Origin of the sequence: Acetobacter estunensis (assembly GCF_011516945.1) — a bacterium.
Classification (GTDB): domain Bacteria; phylum Pseudomonadota; class Alphaproteobacteria; order Acetobacterales; family Acetobacteraceae; genus Acetobacter; species Acetobacter estunensis.
Map to the genome: position 1 here is coordinate 1 of NZ_WOTH01000033.1, position 19,105 is coordinate 19,105.

Annotated in this window: 17 protein-coding genes; 9 read left to right on the forward strand and 8 right to left on the reverse strand. The window is 61.3% G+C overall.

Translation table 11 applies throughout. The features are described 5' to 3' along the window. Positions 1-69: 69 nt before the first annotated feature. Positions 70-432: a DUF2721 domain-containing protein gene (locus tag GOB87_RS12785; RefSeq protein ID WP_166317495.1), complete on the reverse strand. Its 363-nt coding sequence runs from the start codon at positions 430-432 to the stop codon at positions 70-72. Positions 433-510: 78 nt separating this feature from the next. On the opposite strand from GOB87_RS12785, the gene GOB87_RS12790 reads away from it, so the two are divergent. Together GOB87_RS12790 and eutB are read left to right on the forward strand one after the other, a co-directional pair. Continuing rightward, complete coding sequence (locus GOB87_RS12790) at positions 511-1,968, forward strand: ethanolamine ammonia-lyase reactivating factor EutA (protein WP_166317498.1); 1,458 nt, start codon at positions 511-513, stop codon at positions 1,966-1,968. 14 nt (positions 1,969-1,982) lie between these two features. Then, on the forward strand, positions 1,983-4,223 hold the full coding sequence (gene eutB, locus GOB87_RS12795) for an ethanolamine ammonia-lyase subunit EutB (protein WP_166317501.1): 2,241 nt from the start codon (positions 1,983-1,985) through the stop codon (positions 4,221-4,223). Here the strand turns inward: eutB and GOB87_RS12800 are convergent. From GOB87_RS12800 to GOB87_RS12810, 3 genes are all read right to left on the reverse strand, one after another. After that, on the reverse strand, positions 4,216-5,286 hold the full coding sequence (locus tag GOB87_RS12800) for an NAD(P)H-dependent flavin oxidoreductase (protein ID WP_166317504.1): 1,071 nt from the start codon (positions 5,284-5,286) through the stop codon (positions 4,216-4,218). The two genes, eutB and GOB87_RS12800, sit on opposite strands and share 8 nt — an antisense overlap. Positions 5,287-5,360: 74 nt before the next feature. After that, complete coding sequence (locus GOB87_RS12805) at positions 5,361-6,944, reverse strand: carbohydrate porin (protein ID WP_242006405.1); 1,584 nt, start codon at positions 6,942-6,944, stop codon at positions 5,361-5,363. A 219-nt stretch (positions 6,945-7,163) separates the two neighbouring features. Then, on the reverse strand, positions 7,164-7,370 hold the full coding sequence (locus GOB87_RS12810) for a hypothetical protein (protein ID WP_166317507.1): 207 nt from the start codon (positions 7,368-7,370) through the stop codon (positions 7,164-7,166). Positions 7,371-7,513: 143 nt separating this feature from the next. Between GOB87_RS12810 and GOB87_RS12815 the strand changes: the two genes are divergently transcribed. The 3 genes from GOB87_RS12815 to GOB87_RS12825 are packed head-to-tail and all read left to right on the forward strand — an operon-like array spanning position 7,514 to position 10,946. Then, the gene (locus GOB87_RS12815) at positions 7,514-8,440 is read left to right on the forward strand and encodes an MBL fold metallo-hydrolase (protein WP_166317510.1); all 927 of its coding nucleotides are present in this window, start codon (positions 7,514-7,516) and stop codon (positions 8,438-8,440) included. A 42-nt stretch (positions 8,441-8,482) separates the two neighbouring features. Then, positions 8,483-10,162 carry a bifunctional protein tyrosine phosphatase family protein/NAD(P)/FAD-dependent oxidoreductase gene (locus tag GOB87_RS12820; RefSeq protein ID WP_166317513.1) on the forward strand — a complete coding sequence of 560 codons (1,680 nt, stop codon included), beginning with the start codon at positions 8,483-8,485 and terminating at the stop codon, positions 10,160-10,162. Between the two features lies 1 nt (position 10,163). Then, entirely contained in the window at positions 10,164-10,946 is a 783-nt protein-coding gene (locus tag GOB87_RS12825) for a sulfite exporter TauE/SafE family protein (protein ID WP_166317516.1), read from the forward strand. Positions 10,947-10,953: 7 nt separating this feature from the next. On the opposite strand, the gene GOB87_RS12830 is transcribed toward GOB87_RS12825, so the two are convergent. The 4 genes from GOB87_RS12830 to GOB87_RS12845 all read right to left on the reverse strand — a co-directional run bounded on the left by GOB87_RS12830 (position 10,954) and on the right by GOB87_RS12845 (position 15,738). Further along, positions 10,954-11,181, reverse strand: a complete 228-nt coding sequence (locus GOB87_RS12830) for a hypothetical protein (protein ID WP_166317519.1) — start codon at positions 11,179-11,181, stop codon at positions 10,954-10,956. A gap of 121 nt (positions 11,182-11,302) precedes the next feature. Then, positions 11,303-11,941: an FkbM family methyltransferase gene (locus tag GOB87_RS12835; RefSeq protein WP_166317522.1), complete on the reverse strand. Its 639-nt coding sequence runs from the start codon at positions 11,939-11,941 to the stop codon at positions 11,303-11,305. 255 nt (positions 11,942-12,196) lie between these two features. After that, positions 12,197-14,818 carry a penicillin-binding protein 1A gene (locus GOB87_RS12840; RefSeq protein ID WP_242006407.1) on the reverse strand — a complete coding sequence of 874 codons (2,622 nt, stop codon included), beginning with the start codon at positions 14,816-14,818 and terminating at the stop codon, positions 12,197-12,199. Positions 14,819-15,255: 437 nt separating this feature from the next. Next, positions 15,256-15,738, reverse strand: a complete 483-nt coding sequence (locus tag GOB87_RS12845) for a glutathione peroxidase (protein WP_166317525.1) — start codon at positions 15,736-15,738, stop codon at positions 15,256-15,258. A 236-nt stretch (positions 15,739-15,974) separates the two neighbouring features. Between GOB87_RS12845 and GOB87_RS12850 the strand changes: the two genes are divergently transcribed. From GOB87_RS12850 to GOB87_RS12865, 4 genes are all read left to right on the forward strand, one after another. Then, complete coding sequence (locus GOB87_RS12850) at positions 15,975-16,496, forward strand: hypothetical protein (RefSeq protein WP_166317528.1); 522 nt, start codon at positions 15,975-15,977, stop codon at positions 16,494-16,496. Positions 16,497-16,513: 17 nt separating this feature from the next. Next, on the forward strand, positions 16,514-17,683 hold the full coding sequence (gene lpxB / locus GOB87_RS12855; RefSeq protein ID WP_166317531.1) for a lipid-A-disaccharide synthase: 1,170 nt from the start codon (positions 16,514-16,516) through the stop codon (positions 17,681-17,683). Positions 17,684-17,797: 114 nt separating this feature from the next. Further along, on the forward strand, positions 17,798-18,307 hold the full coding sequence (locus GOB87_RS12860; RefSeq protein ID WP_166317534.1) for a hypothetical protein: 510 nt from the start codon (positions 17,798-17,800) through the stop codon (positions 18,305-18,307). A 126-nt stretch (positions 18,308-18,433) separates the two neighbouring features. After that, positions 18,434-18,838 carry a hypothetical protein gene (locus GOB87_RS12865; protein ID WP_166317537.1) on the forward strand — a complete coding sequence of 135 codons (405 nt, stop codon included), beginning with the start codon at positions 18,434-18,436 and terminating at the stop codon, positions 18,836-18,838. The last annotated feature ends 267 nt before the right edge of the window (positions 18,839-19,105 follow it).

Below are 19,105 nucleotides of genomic sequence, written 5' to 3' on the forward strand. Positions count from 1 at the left end.
CTCTGTCTGCATCGGGTTTTCTTGATGATTATGGAAATTTCTTTTCTACAAAACAGACTTTTTCATAATCTAACCCGATGTACAACCCTTCTGTGAGATTTCCGCGTCGAGCACCATCGTGCGCTTGGTCAGACGTTCCACATAACTCACCAGATGCTTGTGCGAGGCCTCATCGCTCTCATCGCCCAACAGATCCGAAGCTTTCTCGATCTGGTCCGCCACCCGTGCAGAGCGCGTGTTGAGCAGATTCAGCAGTGTGCCGACACCTGAGAGCATGAAAACCGGCGTCAGCGCGGTTTCGATGAGATGCGCGACATCACCGGCTGAATCGGACGCAAGAGCAGAGAGGGGAAGAGCCATGAACCACGCGAACTGTTCTGAAGGGAGCGGACTTCCTACCCCACTGCCATCGGGAAGTTCAAATCCGGTCAACGCTGCACCCTGTTTAATGTTGCGATTACGAAACTATACCCCTACCCTCCTTCCTGACAGGGAGACGAGACGCAGGCCATGCACCCAGACAGCGCACGAAGGACGCCTTCGGGCGAAACCGTGCTGCTCGCAGGATTCGATTTCGGCTCGACCACATGCAGCGCCATGGCTGCGCACGCCCGGTTGGACCTCAACTGCGTCACCGGCCGCGTGGAGTTCGGCCAACCCGATATCTTCTATCGTTCGGCGCCGCGCTTTACGCCTTTTCAGGACGACAGCCGCCTTGATCTCAACACCGTCTCCAACCTGCTCAATCTGTGGCTGACTGAAGGCAACATAGACCCGACCATTCTGTTTTCCGGCGGCGCCATCGTGACCGGGCTGGCGGCGGAGCGCGACAATGCCCGCGCACTGACAGAACTGGTCGAACGCCGTATCGGAAACATGGTCATGGCCACAGTCCGTGACCCGGTGCTGGAATCATGGCTCGCCTTCATGGGCAGTTGCGCGGATCTCGTGCGCCCCGGTGAGTCGCCGGTGCTCAATCTCGATATAGGGGGTGGCACCACCAACGCCGCGCTGGGCGTGGAAGGTCAGGTCATTGCGGCTGGATGCCACTTCATCGGTGCGCGCCATCTGCAATTCGCACCAGATGGCGAAACGCTGAGCGGCTTCTCGGAGTTTGGTCAGACCTTACTGTCCCATCTCGATCTTTCCCACAGCCCCGGCGAACGCATGGAGCCGGACGCGATCGCGCGCGTGATCGCGTGGTACGTGCAGGCACTCGAAGCCATCGCTCAAGGCCAGCGTGAGATTTTTCGCGAATCCTGCGGTCGCATGCACGAGCAGGTACCGTTCACACCCGCTCTGCCTTCACCACCCCGCCTCACATTTTCGGGCGGTGTGGGCGAGATGATCTATGCCGCACTCGACGGCACACCCCTGCCTCCCCGTTCTCTCTATGGCGATCTCGGCACCGATCTGGCGCGCGCGATCATGGCCTCGCCACTTCTGTCACGCGATCTACGGACGACCGTTCCCCGCAATCGGGGCCGCGCCACCGTGTGTGGCCTAACCGTACACGGAACCGACATTTCCGGCTCCACCGTCTTTTTGTCCCCTCAGAGCCGCCTGCCGTTGCGCGACCTGCCCGTGCTGGCCTGCGTGGATTTCGAGACGACATCACGGCGTCTTGCCGACGTGTTTGCCATGATTGGCCGCCATCCTGCCGGCGGCTGCCTGAGGCTCGATACAACCACCCCACCGACACTGGCCGAGTTGCAGGATTTCGGTCGTCGTCTGGCCGATGTTTTCACAACCAGCGCTCTGCCACCCGAACTGCCCGTTGTGATCCTGACCAACCGCAATATCGGCCGCACGCTGGGCAACTACGCCACGCGATGGCGCACGCTGCCCGTCAACCTGATCGTACTGGATGAAGTTCCGGGTCGTGACGCCCGCTTCGTCCGCGTAGGCCGCCCCCGCAACACCGTCCTGCCCGTGTCTTTTTACGACATGAACCACCCACTCGGTTGAGAGGAACCGTCGCCATGACTGCCACCCTGCCACCCCTTGCCGAGATCGCTGTCCCCGCCCCCCGTCCGGACGAAACCTACACGCTCCGTCTGATGGACCGTGATTTCACCTTCCACGGTCTAAAACGCCTGCTTGCAGCCGCAGATATCTCCAAAACCGGTGATCGCGTGGCCACTCTCACCGCGGCTGACGAGATGGAGCGTGAAGCCGCCCGCGCCATCCTTTCGGACCTGACGGTGCGACATCTGTATGATCGTCCCCTGACCACCCAAGATGGCCGCGTGGACGCCGTCATGCGCGTGAATTACGACATCGACTACGTGGCTTTCGACGCCATCGCGGATATGACGCTTGGCGCCCTCAAGGATCACCTGCTTCGCACACCAACCGCGGAGGTCCGGCGACTTGGGCGCGGTCTGACAGGTGTGATGGCCGCTGCCCTTGCCAAGCTGATGGACGTGCATGAGTTGATCCTCGTGGCGCGCAAGGCCAAGCGTTCGGCCAAAGCCCGCACGCTTGTGGGCCAGACCGGCACCCTCTCTTCCCGCCTCCAGCCCAATCATCCGACGGACGATCTCTCCTGCGTCTCAGCACTGGTTTATACCGGGCTGTCCATGGGTTCGGGCGATGCTCTTCTGGGCATCAATCCCGCCATCGATACGATCGAAAATGTCTCCGCCCTGCTCACCCATCTTGACCGTTTGCGGCGCGAGACGGAGGTGCCGACACAGATCTGCGTCCTCGCGCACGTCAAGACACAGATGGCCTGCCTGAAGGCGGGCGCACCTGTAGAGATCATGTTCCAAAGCCTCGCCGGCACCGAGCGCACATTGACGGATGAGTTTGATGTGACCGTGGATGTGCTCGACGATGCCTACCGGCTGATGAAGGAGAAAGGACCGCTGCGCGATGTCGCGCGGCAGTTCATGTATTTCGAAACAGGTCAGGGCAGTGAACTGACTTACGCCAAGCACGAAGGCATGGACATGACCACGTGCGAGGCCCTTTGTTATGGGCTGGCACGCCGCTACGACCCGTTCATGGTCAATAACGTCACCGGGTTTATCGGTCCTGAAACCCATCGCAGTGATTTCGAGATGATCGTCTCGAACCTTCAGGATCATTTCATGGGCAAGCTGATGGGACTGCCGATGGGCATGGCCCCCTGCTACACCCTGCATTCCGAAATCTCCATGGAAGGCCATCAGATTGCAACAGAACTGCTGGCGGCAGCAGGCGCAAACTACTTTATGGATGTGTTCCTGACAGTGGACCGGATGCTGGCCTATTTCGACACCTCCGGTCATGACGATCAGACCCTGCGCGAGATCCACAACGCCCAACCCGCGCCGGAATACCTGCAATGGGCACTCGCACGCGGCATCTTCACTCAGGACGAAACAGGCGAGATCACACGTGGACCGAACTGGGGCAATCCGCGTCTCTTCGTATCCTCGAAAGAGGAATTGCTCACACTCCTTGAGCGTGTTCCCGCAGCCTACGGACTGGACTCCGCAGGCCCACGCCCCAGCAACAGCGTCTCACGACAGGTACGCGCCAATCTCGCCATCGGGCGACAGGCCATTCAGGCGGAGCTCGATGGAAAGCGCCTGCCCGGGCTGTCTTTTCGCAATCTGCGCACGCGCGCGCCCGATAAGGAAACCCATCTCGGCCACCCCGACACGGGGGCGGCGCTGGCCGAAGACAGCACCAACGCGCTCACGCCCGAAGGCATGGATGTGCAGATCATCGTGTCGGACGGACTGAGTGCCGAGGCCGTTCATTACAACGTGCCCGACCTTCTTCCCGTGCTCATGGACGGATTGCAGGCACATGGCCTGAGCATCGGCCAGCCCATCCTCCTGCCACATGGGCGCGTGAAAGTGGCTGAAGAGATCGGCGACAGATTGATGCCGCACCTCATCATCAGCCTTATCGGCGAACGACCGGGCGGGGATGCCAACGCCTCACGCAGCCTGTCCGCCTATTTCGCCTACCGTCTGGACGATGAAGATGTGCGACAGGACGCCGCGATCTTCAGTGGCAATACCAATATCCGTTATGAATACTCAGTTGTTTCCAACATTCATGCTGGTGGCCTGCCACCGATCGAAGCGGGCAGCGTGATCGTGGACAAAGCCGTGCGCATCCTGAACGCCCGTGCGGCAGGGAACCGTCTGGAAACGATGCCTTCTTCCCCACATGCGCCTTTCGAACTGCATGACAAGACCGACGTCGGAATGACGATTAACTGACGACAGCGTCCTTCCAGCCTGCCGCACGCATTTCTTCAATCAGTGTTTTCATGAGGTGTGCGGCGGGCTGAAACCGACACAAGGGCGCACCCTGTCCCGCCCAGTGGGCGCCAAATCCCTGTTCACCATGTTTTCGTGCCGCCGCATGCAGGGCTTTTCCAGCATCATAGGCCACTGGATAGACTGGAGGAGACACACCGTTCGTGTCCATTTGCGTGAAACGGTTCGCAAGTGCACGGGCCGGTCGTCCGGAAATCAGACGTGTCATCCGCGTATGTTCCGCCCCCGGTCCTGCGAGGGCCGTTCGATAACCCTCATCCGCCGCTGATTCCACACAGCCGATAAAAGCCGTCCCCAGTTGCGCTGCCACAGCCCCAAGTTTCAACACCGAGACGACACCCGCACCATCCATCAGACCACCTGCCGCAATGACCGGCATCTTCGCTTCGCGCCCCAGACGCCGCGTGAGCACAGCGGTGGTCACTTCATCATCCGGCGCGTCAGGATCGAACATTCCCCTATGTCCACCGGCCTCGATCCCCTGTGCGATCACCATATCCATTCCGGCCTCTGCGATGGCTTGTGCTTCAACGGGGTTAGTGGCCGTGGCCAGCAGTACAATCCCGGCGCCCTTCAGGGCCGATACGATGTCGGCTGACGGCAGCCCAAAGTGAAAACTGACGACGGGAGGACGAAGCTCCAGCAGCATCGCCAACATATCGGGATCATCACGAAAACTCGTGTAAGGCACACCCAGTTCCTGTGGTGCAGCCATTCCATTTTCGGCAAAGAACGGCGCAAGAACATCCAGCCATGCCCGTTCGCGCACCACATCGCGCATGGGTGTTTCGTGCACGAACAGATTGACCCCGAAAGGACGGTCTGTGACCTGCCGCACCTCATGAATCATCTTTACCGCAGCGGAAACGCTGGATGCACCCAACCCCAACGAGCCGAGACCGCCCACATTGCTGACAGCCGCCGCCAGAGCCGGTGTCGCCACCCCCGCCATGGGCGCCTGAATGATCGGCACTTCGATGCCGAGCCTACGATACAGAGTCATCCGTGCCTCCCCTCCAAAAAGGAAAGCAGAAACATCCTGCGGGTTCCTTTCATGAAAGGAACCCGCATACCACTCTAAAGGGCTGCCAGAACCTTCAGCCCTGTCAGAATGGCGTTGGGAATCTTGGATGTCTCGCCCGGCCGCATCATGTATTCAAACACCGGCTGCATCACGAGACCCGGCATGACCGGAATACCGTAATACGCTTCCAGCGTGGCCGCATGCGTCTGTGGGCCATTGACCAATGGTCCGAGCGAGAGGCCCGCATCCACTTTCAGCCTTTGCCCCAGAGTCAGATTGTGACTGATCTGGTAATAGGAATACATCACGCCGAACCGATCGAATGGACGGCCCGGGAAGATTCCCAGCAGCGACGCGCCGAAATAGACCTGATCCGAAAAGATCGACGTGCTGGGCGTGTTGTGAATATAGCCCGCCATGAGATAACCACCGGCCATCTGGTGGTCGCCGCCCTTACGGTAGATCATCTGGTCCGCTTCGAAATAGAACGTATCGCGCGCACCACCGAGATGGCTGCCTACACTGTGACGATAAGCCGCCGGCACACTACCGATCACGTCATCATAATGGGTGGTGTCGTGACCGAAACCCACCTTGTAATGACCCGGCAGTTTCTTCGGACCGAAAAAGGGCTGCCACGTCACCTCGATAGGCAGCATGACACCCGTGCCGTGCTCCGCACCCCAGGCCCAGCCTGACGGGTTCTCGGTCAGTGGGGCAGACTGGTAAACGCCTGTGGTGACGATCAGATCGCGTGTGGGACGCACACGGATCGTGCCACCCCATGTCGCTTTCGGATACACGCTCCAGCCCTGCTGCGATTTCAACGCCACCGGAGCAGAGCACTGAATCATGAAGGTACAGAGCAGCACGGACGTGGCGTAGGTGTGCGTCAGCGTAATGCGGCCAATATTGAGATTGACCGTATCGTGGAAAAAGTTTTTCTCCAGATAGATATCGGCAAGGTGGGCCGCCGCACCACCGCTGAGGCTATAGACTTCCGACAACAGGATACGCTGCTCGCCCACATAATCATGCGAAACCTGCCGACCGGCACGCTCCATCATGACGGCATGCAGCATCCACCCTTGCCAGCCGATAAGTTTTCCCAGATCGAACCGTGTGGTGAGCGTCACTTCATGGGCATAATCCATGCCCTTGCGCTTTCCGCCGCCAACATTGGCAACCCCTTCCCCCTTGTAGGAAAGCTGGAAGCTGAATCCCTTGTCCGCCAGCCATTTACGCGGACCGGCAAGCTGCGGGACGAGATTGCCAAAGGTCTGCGCGGGCACATAGTAACCGGCGGAGAGATCGCGTTCACGCAACGCATCGTCGGAGCTGTTGAGCAGCGACGAAATACTCTCCGTGTTGAAGAGCGTCTCCAGCGTCTGCGCCGAAGGGATCTTGGTGGGTTTGGGTGGATTGGCGGCCGAATGAAGGATCGGCCGCACATTCACCGTGCTGACGGACCCTGACTGGGAAGAAGTCTGCGCAACAGGCGCGGTTTGAGCGCGCGCCTCCACAGAAGCGAACAGAAGAGGCATGGCCGCAAGCGTCACGAAACGACCGCTTCCTTTCGGAAGACGACGGGGCGTGCGCGTGCTGACCTGAGTGCGGCGGATATTGTTCTTTTTCATTGTCTTTTTCCGACTCGGGACTCATCGGCGTTACCAAGCGCGCCGTCTGAATCCAATCCTCGGCGCCGTCTTCAGATCATGTTTCACGTCATATTGTGGCCGAAGGAACACGGCTGCCCAAAACAGAAACCCGTGAACCACGCACACGTAACCGTCACCCCTCGCGGCAGCCGATCTTCACGAGTGGCGTTGTCATGTCATGGATTTTTGGCTGGGCGTTCAGAAAAGTCCGAGTTTTCCGCACGCCCACCAGAAGCCGAACAGAAGCACGACGCCGCCGATGAGCAGTGGGAAGAGAACGGTCGAAAGAAAACTCCCGCGCGGCTCTTTTGGTTCGGCAATGCCCGTCCGCGCATCGAGGGAGTCTGCCCATGCGTCCGCTTCGGCATCGATCGGGTCTTCGCGAGTCCAGTCTTCGTCACTCATCCCTTCTGCATAAGGGAGAGCGGGAAGAAGGGAAAGCATCGAGCCTGACGCCACCGGCTGAAGGGGAAAAGCTTGACTTTCGGCGGAGAAGGGAGTCACATATTTAATTAAATTACTAAACTATGAAAGTAATGGAGGGGCAAATGCCCGATTCCGCTCTCGAAGCCGCCACCCGGCAGATCCGCGCAGCCACAGCCGATCCAGCCCTGCGGCCAATCGTTCACACGTTTTTCGATGAAGCCACCTTCACGGCCACACATGTCGCGTACGATCCCGCCACACGGGCAACCGCTGTCATCGACAGCGTGCTGGATTACGATGCCGCCTCCGGACGCACCAATTCCGCCTCCGCCGAGGCCATCGTCGCCTATGTGCGCGAACATAAGCTGAAGGTTGAGTGGCAGCTCGAAACCCATGCCCACGCGGATCACCTTTCCGCCGCGCCATGGCTTCAGGAGCAGTTGGGAGGCAAGCTTGCCATCGGTGCCGACATCACGCGGGTGCAGGAGGTTTTCGGAAAAATCTTCAACGCCGGAACCGCCTTCGCCCGTGACGGCTCACAGTTCGATCGCCTGTTCCATGATGGTGAAACCTTCTCGCTGGGCAACATCCCCGCCATTGCGCTGCATGTTCCCGGTCACACACCGGCCGATATGGCGTTCATCATTGGTGACGCCGCCTTCATCGGAGACACGCTGTTCATGCCGGATTACGGCACTGCCCGCGCCGATTTCCCCGGTGGCGACGCACGCAGGCTCTACCGCTCGATCCGTCGGCTGCTGTCTCTGCCCGACGAGACGCGGCTGTTCCTGTGCCATGATTACAAGGCGCCCGGACGCGACACCTTCGCATGGGAAACCACCGTGGGCGCGGAGCGGGAACACAATGTTCACGTCCATGAAGGTGTCTCGGAAGACGATTTCGTGAACATGCGCACCAGCCGCGACAAAACGCTGGATCTGCCCCACCTCATCATGCCGTCCGTGCAGGTGAACATGCGGGGCGGCCATATGCCCGAACCCGAAGACAACGGCGTCAGCTACATCAAGATTCCCATCAACCGCCTGTAAGCCCTTTTGCCTTACCCTTCCCACAAGGAGCCGACACGTCCCATGACACCCCGTTATCTCACCGACACTTTCGCCATTGCCCCCCAGCTTTCCATCGCCGACGTGGCGGATGTCGCGCGGCAGGGCTTCCGCGCCATCGTCTGCGCCCGCCCCGATGGAGAGGAACGTGGCCAGCCCACCATCAAGGACATGGAACGCGCAGCCGCCGAGGCCGGGCTGACTTTCGAGGCCGTGCCCTTTGCGGCCGGAGCGACACCTCCGCAAGTGGACGTGGATCGTCTGAATGTCGTGCTCAAAGGCGCGGGCGGCCCTGTACTGGGCTATTGCCGCAGCGGCAACCGCGCCGCCCAACTCTGGGCACTGGCGCAGGCCGGCACACTTCCCACCGAAGACATTCTGGCTGCCGGCCACAAGGCAGGCGTCGATCTCTCACCGCTCGTGCCGCTGCTGAAGCAGGAAGCCGCAACCGGCACAACCAGCCATGCCAGTCCCGGCCGACGCTTTGATGTCGTGATCGTCGGCGGTGGCGCGGGCGGCCTGTCGGCGGCAGCTAGCCTTTTACGCCGTCGTCCGCGCACGACCATCGCCATCGTGGAACCCTCCGACACGCACTATTACCAGCCCGGCTGGACACTGGTGGGCGGCGGCGTGTTCAAGGCCCAGAAGACCCGTATGCCGGAAGCCTCCGTCATGCCCAAAAACGCGGACTGGATCCGCTCCACCGTCACCCATATCGACCCCGACACGCGGGAAGTCATCGTCGCGGATGGCGGCGTGCTCTCCTACGAGGTTCTGATCATCGCGGCCGGTATCACACTCGACTGGGGCGCGATTGCAGGCCTGCCCGAAACGCTGGGTCGCAACGGCGTGACGTCGAACTATCGTTACGATCTGGCCCCCTACACATGGGAGCTGGTGGAAAAGGTTTCGCACGGCAACGCGCTGTTTACGCAGCCCCCCATGCCCATCAAATGCGCGGGCGCGCCGCAGAAAGCCATGTATCTTGCCTGCGACGCCTGGCGGAAGCGCGGCGTGCTGGACGCTATCAACGTGGAGTTCGACAATGCGGGCGGCGCGCTGTTCGGCGTGCAGGCCTTCGTGCCCGCCCTGATGAACTATGTGCGCGACTATGGCATTGCGCTTCAGTTCCACTCCAAACTCGTGGCCGTGGACGGCGAACGCCGCATTGCCACCTTTGAGCGCACAACAGGTGACAAAACCGAACGTGTGGAGCAATCCTTCGAGATGCTGCACGTCGTGCCGCCACAGATCGCCCCCGCCTTCATCCGTGAGAGCGGGCTGGGCGATGCCTCCGGCTTCGTTGCCGTCGATCCGGGCACGCTGCAACATGTCACACGGCAGAATGTTTTCGCCATTGGCGACAGTGCGGGCACCAGCAACGCCAAGACTGCGGCCGCCGTGCGCAAGCAGGCGCCCGTCGTGGCGCTCAATGTCGCAGCAGCCCTCGACGGCAAGCCGCCTGTGGCTCTTTATGACGGCTATGGCGGATGCCCGCTCACCGTGGAGCGCGGCAAGATCGTGCTGGCCGAGTTCGGCTATGGCGGCAAGCTGATGCCGACTCTCCCGCGCTGGATTTTGGATGGACAGCACGCCACCCGTCTGGCGTGGTTCCTCAAGAAAGACGTCATGCCGCCGCTTTACCGCGAGATGCTGCGCGGGCATGAGTTCATGGTGGAACCGGAAAAAATCTCCAGGACGTGACATGACACCCGATCTCGCCCAGACCGTTCTGGGGCTGCTTTCAGGCGGACTGGTCGGCTTCACGCTCGGGCTGATCGGCGGCGGCGGGTCCATCCTCGCCGTGCCGCTGATGGTCTATGTCGTGGGCGTACCCGACCCGCATGTGGCCATCGGCACCAGCGCCCTGACTGTGGCCGTCAACGCGCTGGGCGGGCTCGTACAACACGCCCGCAGCCATACGGTGAAATGGCGGTGCGCTGCCATTTATGCCTCCTGCGGCGTCGTGGGCGCGTTGCTGGGGGCGCATCTGGGCAAGATCGTGGATGGACAGAAACTGCTTCTGCTCTTCGCGGACCTGATGATCATCGTGGGCGTTCTCACCCTTCGCGGCCGCCACAATGTCGGCTGCGAAGGTGCCTCCTGCAACCGTGAGAATGTCGGCAAGGTGATGCTCTACGGCACAGGAACCGGCGCCCTGTCAGGCTTTTTCGGGATCGGGGGCGGTTTTCTCATCGTGCCCGGCCTGATGGCGTCCACCCACATGCCTGTGCTCAACGCCGTCGGCACGTCGCTCGTCGCCGTCGCCGCCTTCGGGCTGAGCACGGCAGCCAGTTACATGATGTCAGGCTATGTGGACTGGCAGCTTGCCGTTCTGTTCATCGTGGGCGGCCTGATCGGCACACTGGCCGGAAGCCGCATGGCCTGCCGTCTGGCGGGCACAACGGGACGACTGACCACTGTTCTGGCCTGCATCATCTTCGCTGTTGCCGTCTTCATTATCTGGAAAGGCGTCGCCGCACTCTGAACAGTGCTTACCCCGCTGGCGGACGGTTGAGGCGCCAGGCGTTTTCCAGCGCCGTCACCGCGTCGGGGTCACCTTCGGCCCATCGGCCCTCGACGCCCGGCGCGTGAACGAGGGCACGCCATGTTCCGCTGCCTTCCGCACGTTCGATCTTCACCGTCCAGTGTTCGGGAAGACGGTTCATCACGCGCTCGAAGCGCTGCGCGAGGGTGGCGGGTTTGGCGTAGTTGTGTCCCATGATTGTCCGGACTCATCAGGCTATCAGAATATCGTTTTACTGGAACGCCACGCTGCCGAAGCATCGATCATGGGAGCTCCTTAAAAACCTATACCCCTTGTTCCGGCGGGGCTCAAAAAAATCACGTATCTATCCGTTGCACCTGCAATCCACAGATTTCACAACACTTCAAAAAGAATGACATTTTCTCTGGTGGCACAAACGCATGGTTCCAGGCTTCTGCATCATAGGTAACCTGCTGTGCTTCAATCACAGCCTGCGGTCTCAGCCTGAAGTCACGATATCCACTGGACGAAAGAAAATCCTGCAACCCCTGAAACTGCGCCGGAGGCAACACTTCCACTAAAAGGATGGGGCGGTCCTTCTGAATGGTCTGGTATCCGCCTGCCAGAAAGGCGTGCTCATGCCCCTCTATGTCCACCTTCACAAGGGAGATCGGGTCTTTCAGCTTCAATGAGTCCAGAGTCTGCGCCCTCACGTCCACATGGGACGGGCAGTTACCCTTGAACGATGCCTCAAGAGAGCAACTTGTTTCCAGAATACCTTCCGTCTTTTCCGGGACATACAACGCAACCTGCTCAGAGCGGTCACTCAGCGCCACGGGATAGACAGCAATCCGGTCACCGAAATCATTCAGTGCAATGTTGTGTTCCAACACTTTCAGAATTTCAGGAAACGGCTCGAACGCTTTCACTCGAACTCTGGGATCGGCCGCGCAGGCGAGAATTGAATAAATCCCAGTATTCGCTCCAACGTCCATGAAAACACCGGGAGCCTCAGAAAGACTGGTCAGAATTAACTGCGGTAAAGGGGGGGTTCAAAACTGCCATTGCGAATGGCCCGTCCAACCTGATCGCTGCCGCCACACTCATCAAAGTGAAAATGTCTACCGTAAAACACCACGGATTGTGCGGCAGACTCAGAAGGAAGAGACGGAAGGCTTTTATCTTTTCTGAATAACCCCATAAAATTCCGGAAACTCTTATTCACATCCCGATTCCTTTTTGGCCTGAATCTAGTAAAGCCCACCCATGCCAATATCGCCACTGGCTGGCTGCGGAGGACCGGACGGCGCCGCACCTGCGGCAGGCGCTCCCCCACCGGATGACGCCCCGCCATTCGCGGCCGCTGCTCCACCACCTTCGGACATGTCCGTTTCGGAATCCGGCAGGTTCTCCGCCCCCGTATCCGCCGCTGTCAGTTCCCCTGTGCCTGCCGAGCCATTAAGATTTGCGCTCTCACCCGGCACCTGGTCGGCCTTGAAGGCGTCAATCGCCATGCCGCGCCCGGTGTCATAGCGCACCAATGTCACGCCATCGGGTACACGGAAATCCACCTTGGGGCGATCCGCAAGCGCCACTTTCATCACCCGGTTCCACAGCGGCCCGGCAATCGCGCCGCCCGTCTCGTTCTTGCCCAACGACTGGGGCGAGTCGAAACCGATCCACACCACCGTCACCACATCGGCGGAATATCCGGCGAACCACGCATCGTTGAAGTTCTGGCTCGTACCGGTTTTGCCCGCGATGGGCGCGTCTATGCCTTTCCCCGCCTGCACGCCGGTGCCACGCCGGATGACGTCCTGCATCATCGTCGTGATCTGGAACGCGCTGGCGGCATCGCTCACACGCGGTCGGCTGTCGTTGAACACGGGAAGATCGTCCTTGCCCGGTCCGGGCGGCGCTGTCACGGTCGGCTGCGCCGCTCCGGGCGGGACAGCGGGAGCCGCAGGCCCGGCCGCGCCCCCGGAATCGGCCGTGGGGAACACAGCGCTTGGACCACCCGCGTCCGGCACCTGCGAATCCGACGCGCGGGTGGCGCTGAGCGTCAGCCCCTCGGGCCGCCAGATGACATGACCGTCACGGTCCTGCACATCATCGATCAGCGTTGGCGTGACCTTGCGACCACCATTGGCAATGGTGGCATAGGCCCCCGTCTCACGCAGCACGGTCGTTTCCACGGCACCAAGAGCTGCGGGCAGCACATGCGGCATGTCCTGCACCAGCCCGATGTCCTGCGCCGTCTGCGCCACGGTCTTCATGCCGATATGCGCGGCCAGACGAATGGTGACGAGATTGCGCGATTCCCGCAGCGCGTCATGCAGGGTCGTCGGCCCCCAGAAGTCCTTCTCATAGTTATTCGGATGCCAGTCGCCATACGAGACAGCGGAATCCTGAAACTGCTGCGAAGGCGAAATGCCCTGCTGCATGGCCGCGAGATAGACGAACGGCTTAAAGGACGATCCCGGCTGACGAAGCGCCTGTGTCGCCCGATTGAACTGCGAGGCCTCGAAGGACCAGCCACCCACCATGGCCAGCACGCGCCCGGTGCGTACATCCATCGTGACGATCGCGCCCTCGATCTTGGGCACCTGCCGCAATGCCACATGGCCGCCTTCGGCCTGCGGCTCGATCATCACGACATCGCCCACGCGTGGCAGACGCCAGCGACGGATCCAGCCAAGATCACGCGACAGAAGAGTCGCGCGACGCGGCGCCCCTCCCTCAATCCACCCCACGCCACCCGCGGCATCCAGCACCACAGCCAGTCGCCAGCGATCAAGCATTCCTGCCGGACGCGGCAGGGCCGTAAGTGCAGGCACCCACGCCGCGTCGTCCTGCGCGCTGGTACGTGTGAAGCCCTCGAAATGATGAACCGGCCCGCGCCAGCCACCATGCGAGCGGTCATAATCCATCAGACCGTCACGCAGCACGTTGGTGGCCGTCGTCTGGAGCGACGGGTCGAGGCTGGTGTGAACGTCCAGTCCGCCCTGCATGGTCTGTTGCGTGCCGTAGCGCTCGATCAGTTCACGCCGCACTTCCTCGCTGAACCACTCGGACCCCGGTTCCGGCCCCGGACGACGGAAACTGTGCGCGGCCAGAGGTTCCTGCATGGCGGCCTGCGCGGCATCGGACGGCAGCCAGCCAAGCTCCTCCATCCGCTCCAGCACCCAGTTACGTCGCCCGCGCGCCGCGTCCGGGAAGCGCCATGGATTGTAATTGGTAGGGGATTTGGGCAGCGCGCCGAGGAAAGCGGCCTCGGCATCGTCAAGCTGGTCCAGCGGCTTGCCGAAATAGGCCTGCGAGGCCGCGCCGATGCCATAGGCACCATTCCCGAGATAGATCTCGTTGAGATAGATTTCGAGAATCTTCTCTTTGGGCAGCACCTGCTCAATGCGCAGGGCGAGGAACGCCTCCTTCGCCTTACGCTCGATCGAAACGGCGTTGGAGCCCAGCAGCATCACGCGCGCCACCTGCTGCGTGATGGTGGACGCACCGATCGGGCGTCGCCCATGACCGCGCGCAAGATCGGTCAGGCCTGCGCGCAAGATGGCCACCGGATCGACGCCCTTATGGGTCCAGAACTTCTGATCCTCCGCCGCGAGGAAAGCGTTCTTCACACGATCAGGGATGGCGGAGTACGGCACGAAAATACGGCGTTCGGACGCCAGTTCCGCGATCAGCCGGTCATCGTTGGAGTAAAGGCGGCTCATCACCGGCGGCTGATAGGATTGCAGCCCCTGCACAGTGGGCAGGTCCGAAACCAGTCCGGTGTATTTATACCACATCACCACGGCCGCCGTGGCCGTTCCAAGCAGCAGGACCGCCAGGGTGGAACCGAGAAAACGGCGCCACATGCGAAAACGCGGGCGACGGGGCGGCCCACCCCAGCCCCCACCGGAGCCGCCTCCGCCTGACGCTCCTCCTCCGGAACCGCCATCGGCATCATGGCCACCACCGTCCAGCCGGTCCGATCCCGTCGCCCGCAGATCTCCCCCACCGAAGGAATCCGCCATCCAGATAGTCTGGGCCCCCTCTCCAACAAGCGCAGGCACACCGGCAAACACACTCATGTCGGGCGTTACCATGGACAGGGCAGGACGAAAGAAGGGCAAACGGACTGTCATGAACGGCTCTCTAGCATCGTCGCGGGGCAGCGTCGCCCCCGTTGGCGTCCCCGAAAGGGCGGTGTCCGTCGGATTGTGGCGGTGTGAGGAAAACCGTCAGGGAGCCTGTGTCTCGGGCCTTTCTGACCGCCCCTCATGGCGGTTTTGTGACCGCGCACTCCCGCCGGTCAGTCCTCCAGAAGCACCCGCGCCACGGCGTCACGCAGCCGGGAAGCGGATGGCGGAGTGAGACTGGAATACCAGTTTGTCAGCTCACCCTGCCGGTTGATGAGATATTTGAAGAAGTTCCAACGCGGACGAGCGAAAAAGCCGCCTTCCGCCGCCAACCACCGGAAGAGCGGCGTGGCCTGCGGACCACGCACATGGCATTTTTCCGTCATGGGAAAACTCACGCCGTAATTGCGATGACAGAACGTCTCGATGTCCGCAGCACTACCGGGCTCCTGCGCACCGAAATCGTTGCTGGGCACCCCTACGACCACCAGTTCTCCCTCCATCTCTCGCCACAGGGCCTGCAAGCCTTCGTATTGCGGCGTGAAACCGCATCGGGACGCCGTGTTGACGATCAGCAGAGGTTTGCCTTTCCAGCCCGCGAAATCGACGGTTCCGCCCGTCAGGGCAGGCAGGCTGAAATCATAGGCGCAAGGCATGGCCGTCTCCGCAGGGGTGATCGTCTCTCCCTCCCCTGCCCTCCATGACCACGTTTGTCGAGAGCACCACGGCGGCGGTGCAAGGAACCCCTTCCACGCACAGACATTCTTGCAGGAGAAGGAAAGAGATGAAACAAGAGGATTCCCCGAAATCGGCAGGCACGACCATTACGGTCGGACGCATCCGGACGGGCCACCATCGTTTCATCGGACGATGCGAAATGAGGAGTTCCGCCTTGACCCGACAGTTTCTGGCCGCAACCGTTGCGATCACCGTCAGCGGTCTTGCAGGCCTTGCGGACACCACCGCTCTGGCCGCTACTCCGGGCGCACAGGATGCAGGCAGCACTCTTGCCTCCACCGACTCCGAGGACAAACTCGTTTTCAACATTCGTCAGGCCAATCTGGGACCGGGTTACGCGTGGGGTCGCGGCCTGCTGCATTATCGCGGCAAGGATTACGACATCCGTGTCGAAGGCGGTGGCGGCCCGGCCATCGGCTATTCCAGCGCCTGCGCCGAAGGCACCATCAGCGATCTGGGTTCGCTGGACAAATTCGACACCACCTTCTGGGCCGTGGCCTCCGAGGCTACGGCAGGCAGCGGCATTGGACGCATGGCGCTGCAGAACAGCGACGGCACCGAAATCCACCTTCAGGTGAAAAGCCACGGAGCACGACTGGCCGCCGCCGCCGCGCGCCTGCGCTTCCATGTGCTTGGTCCGTCCAAGACCACCTTCGCCGCGTCCCGCTGCCCCTGATTTCCACGTCCTCACCCATGTCTCCCCCTGAGGCTCCACTGATCTGGCTTCTCGCGGGGGAGGCCAGCGGGGACGTGCTGGGCGCGCGCTTGATGGCAGCGCTCCGGCATCGCTGCCCGCAGGCTCGCTTCACAGGCATCGGCGGTCCACGCATGGAGCAGGCGGGGTTACGCAGCCTGTTTCCCATGCCCGACCTTGCCGTGATGGGGCTGGTCGAAATCCTGCCGCGCATCCGTCATCTGTCCCGTCGCCTCGATCAGGCTGTGGCCGACATCGAGCGCCAGCGTCCCGATCTTGTCGTGACCATAGACAGTCCCGGTTTTGCCCTGCGCCTGCTGCGCCGCATCAAGGATCTGGGCATCCCCCGTGTGCATTACGTGGCTCCGCAGGTCTGGGCGTGGCGCGAACACCGGGTGAAAAAATTTCCCGGCCTGTGGGACCGGCTTCTGGTGCTTCTGCCGTTTGAGGAAGACTTCTTCCGCCGCCATGGCCTCGCGGCCCGCTTCGTGGGGCATCCCGTGCTCCAGTCCGGCGCAGACACGGGAGACGCCGCCCGCTTTCGCGCCCGCCATCACATCCCCGAACAAGCGCCCGTGCTGGTGCTGATGCCCGGAAGCCGCCGTTCGGAAGCACCACGCCTGCTGCCCGTCTTTGGCGCGATGCTCACACTTCTGCGCCAGCGTCTGCCGGACGTGGTGCCGGTCATTCCGGTTTCGCCGGTCGTGGCCGAAGCGGTGTTGAAGGCCACGGCAGACTGGCCTGTCCGCCCGGTGATCGTAACCGATCTGGCAGACAAGCACGACGCCTTCGCCGCCGCCGCCGCCGCTCTCACCAAGTCCGGCACGTCCACTCTTGAACTTGCGCTGGCGGGCGTGCCCATGGCCGTGACCTATCGGGTCAATCCCCTCACCGCCTTTCTCGCCCGCCGACTGATCCGCGTGCCCTATGTCGCGATGGTGAACCTGCTGTCGGGTCACGCTCTTGTGCCCGAACTTCTGCAGCAGGACTGCCGCCCCGACCGACTGGCCAAAACCGTGGTGCGGCTTATGACGGACCCCATCCAGCGCGCGCGGCAGAAAGCGGGATTTACCGAACTTCTGCGCGGCCTTGAGGGACCGGACCATCTGGATCCGGCGGATGCCGCCGCCACGGACATTCTCTCCCTCCTTCACTCCGCCACCCGCTGAACGGACAAGCTTCGGCCACCCGTCCACCAGCCATGTGCGTCAGCCGCTTCCTGCGCACGTCTCATCATGCTTGCTTGCAGCGGAACCAAGGGCAGCGGAGGAGGAGAAAGCGGCATGCACCGGGCAGTTACAGCGATGGTGGGATTGCTCGTTCTCTCTGGCACAGCCACAGCGCAGCAGGTCCGTATCTGCGCCCAGCAGGACCCGATCGACGCGGCCGCGTGGCATCAGCTTTTCGCCAACGGACCGATTGGGGTTCCGGCTGACACGATTTTCGTATTCGCGGGCTATTCGAAAGGGCCGCCCACTGCCTTGGCCAGTAACACGGTCGAGGGCGAAAAACGCACCGAGGCGTTCATCACCACCGCCCCCGCCTCTCTCACGCAGGCAAAGCCCTGCGCGACAGTGGCGGCCATGGTGGGGCGTTCGGAAACCTGGGTCTGGAACGGCCAGCCCATCCGCCCTGACAAATTGCAATATTTTCAGGTCTTCGGACTGCTGACGCCAGATGGCGTGGACACGTCCTTCGACGCCTCCGGCGCCTCCATGCAATGGGCGGCCCAGAACCAGCAACTCGACGCCCGTGTGCTGTCCACTCTGACGGCTCCCCGGGACGTGCCCTGAAAGAGCAGGATCGCCGTTTTTCCAACAAAAAGACGGTTCATTCTTACATTTTGAAACGGGTATGCCGTATTACCAGCCGATACGGTCTCGCAAACTACGCCTTGGAATAACAGCAGGATGTTGCTGATGAAAAAGATAGGTCTCACCACCCTTACCCTTTTGACCCTTGCCGTCACAGCGACCGATCTGCGCGCCCAGACCTCGGATGGCGGAGGTGGCTGGCAGTCGATCGGTCAATCCATGTTCGATGCCGCGCGTCAGTCCGGTGAAAACGCGGTGCGCCAGAATCTGCAGAACACCACTTCGGGCGTGGACAATCGCATCAACGACTATCGTAACGGTCTAATTCAGCGTGAGCAGTCGGCCACCAACTCCTGGCAGCAGGAAAAGGATGGCGTGAACAATCGCATCAACAGCTATCGCGACGGCGTCTCCAACCGTGAGCAGGCCGCAACCGATGCATGGAAACAGAAGAAAGACCAACTCAAGGCCACCCGGGATTCGGCGAACTCCCTTCTGGGTCAGTGGTGACACGCGCATATTTTGCGAAAAAGTTACCACTTGCGATGCCATGAACGGTGGATGAACTGAGGCCTGCACGACCTCAGTTCATCGCGGCTTCCGTCTCGATAAAAAGCCGGTTTCTCGCATGCATCCTCAAATAATCACCAAACACACCCCAACATTCGTCTGCACCCGGCCGCAAGAGCAACACCGTCTCAACGGAACATGACGGGCGTTTTGCCGTGGCCCGGCGTGCAACACCACGCATTGCATCTCGTCATGAAAGCCACTCAT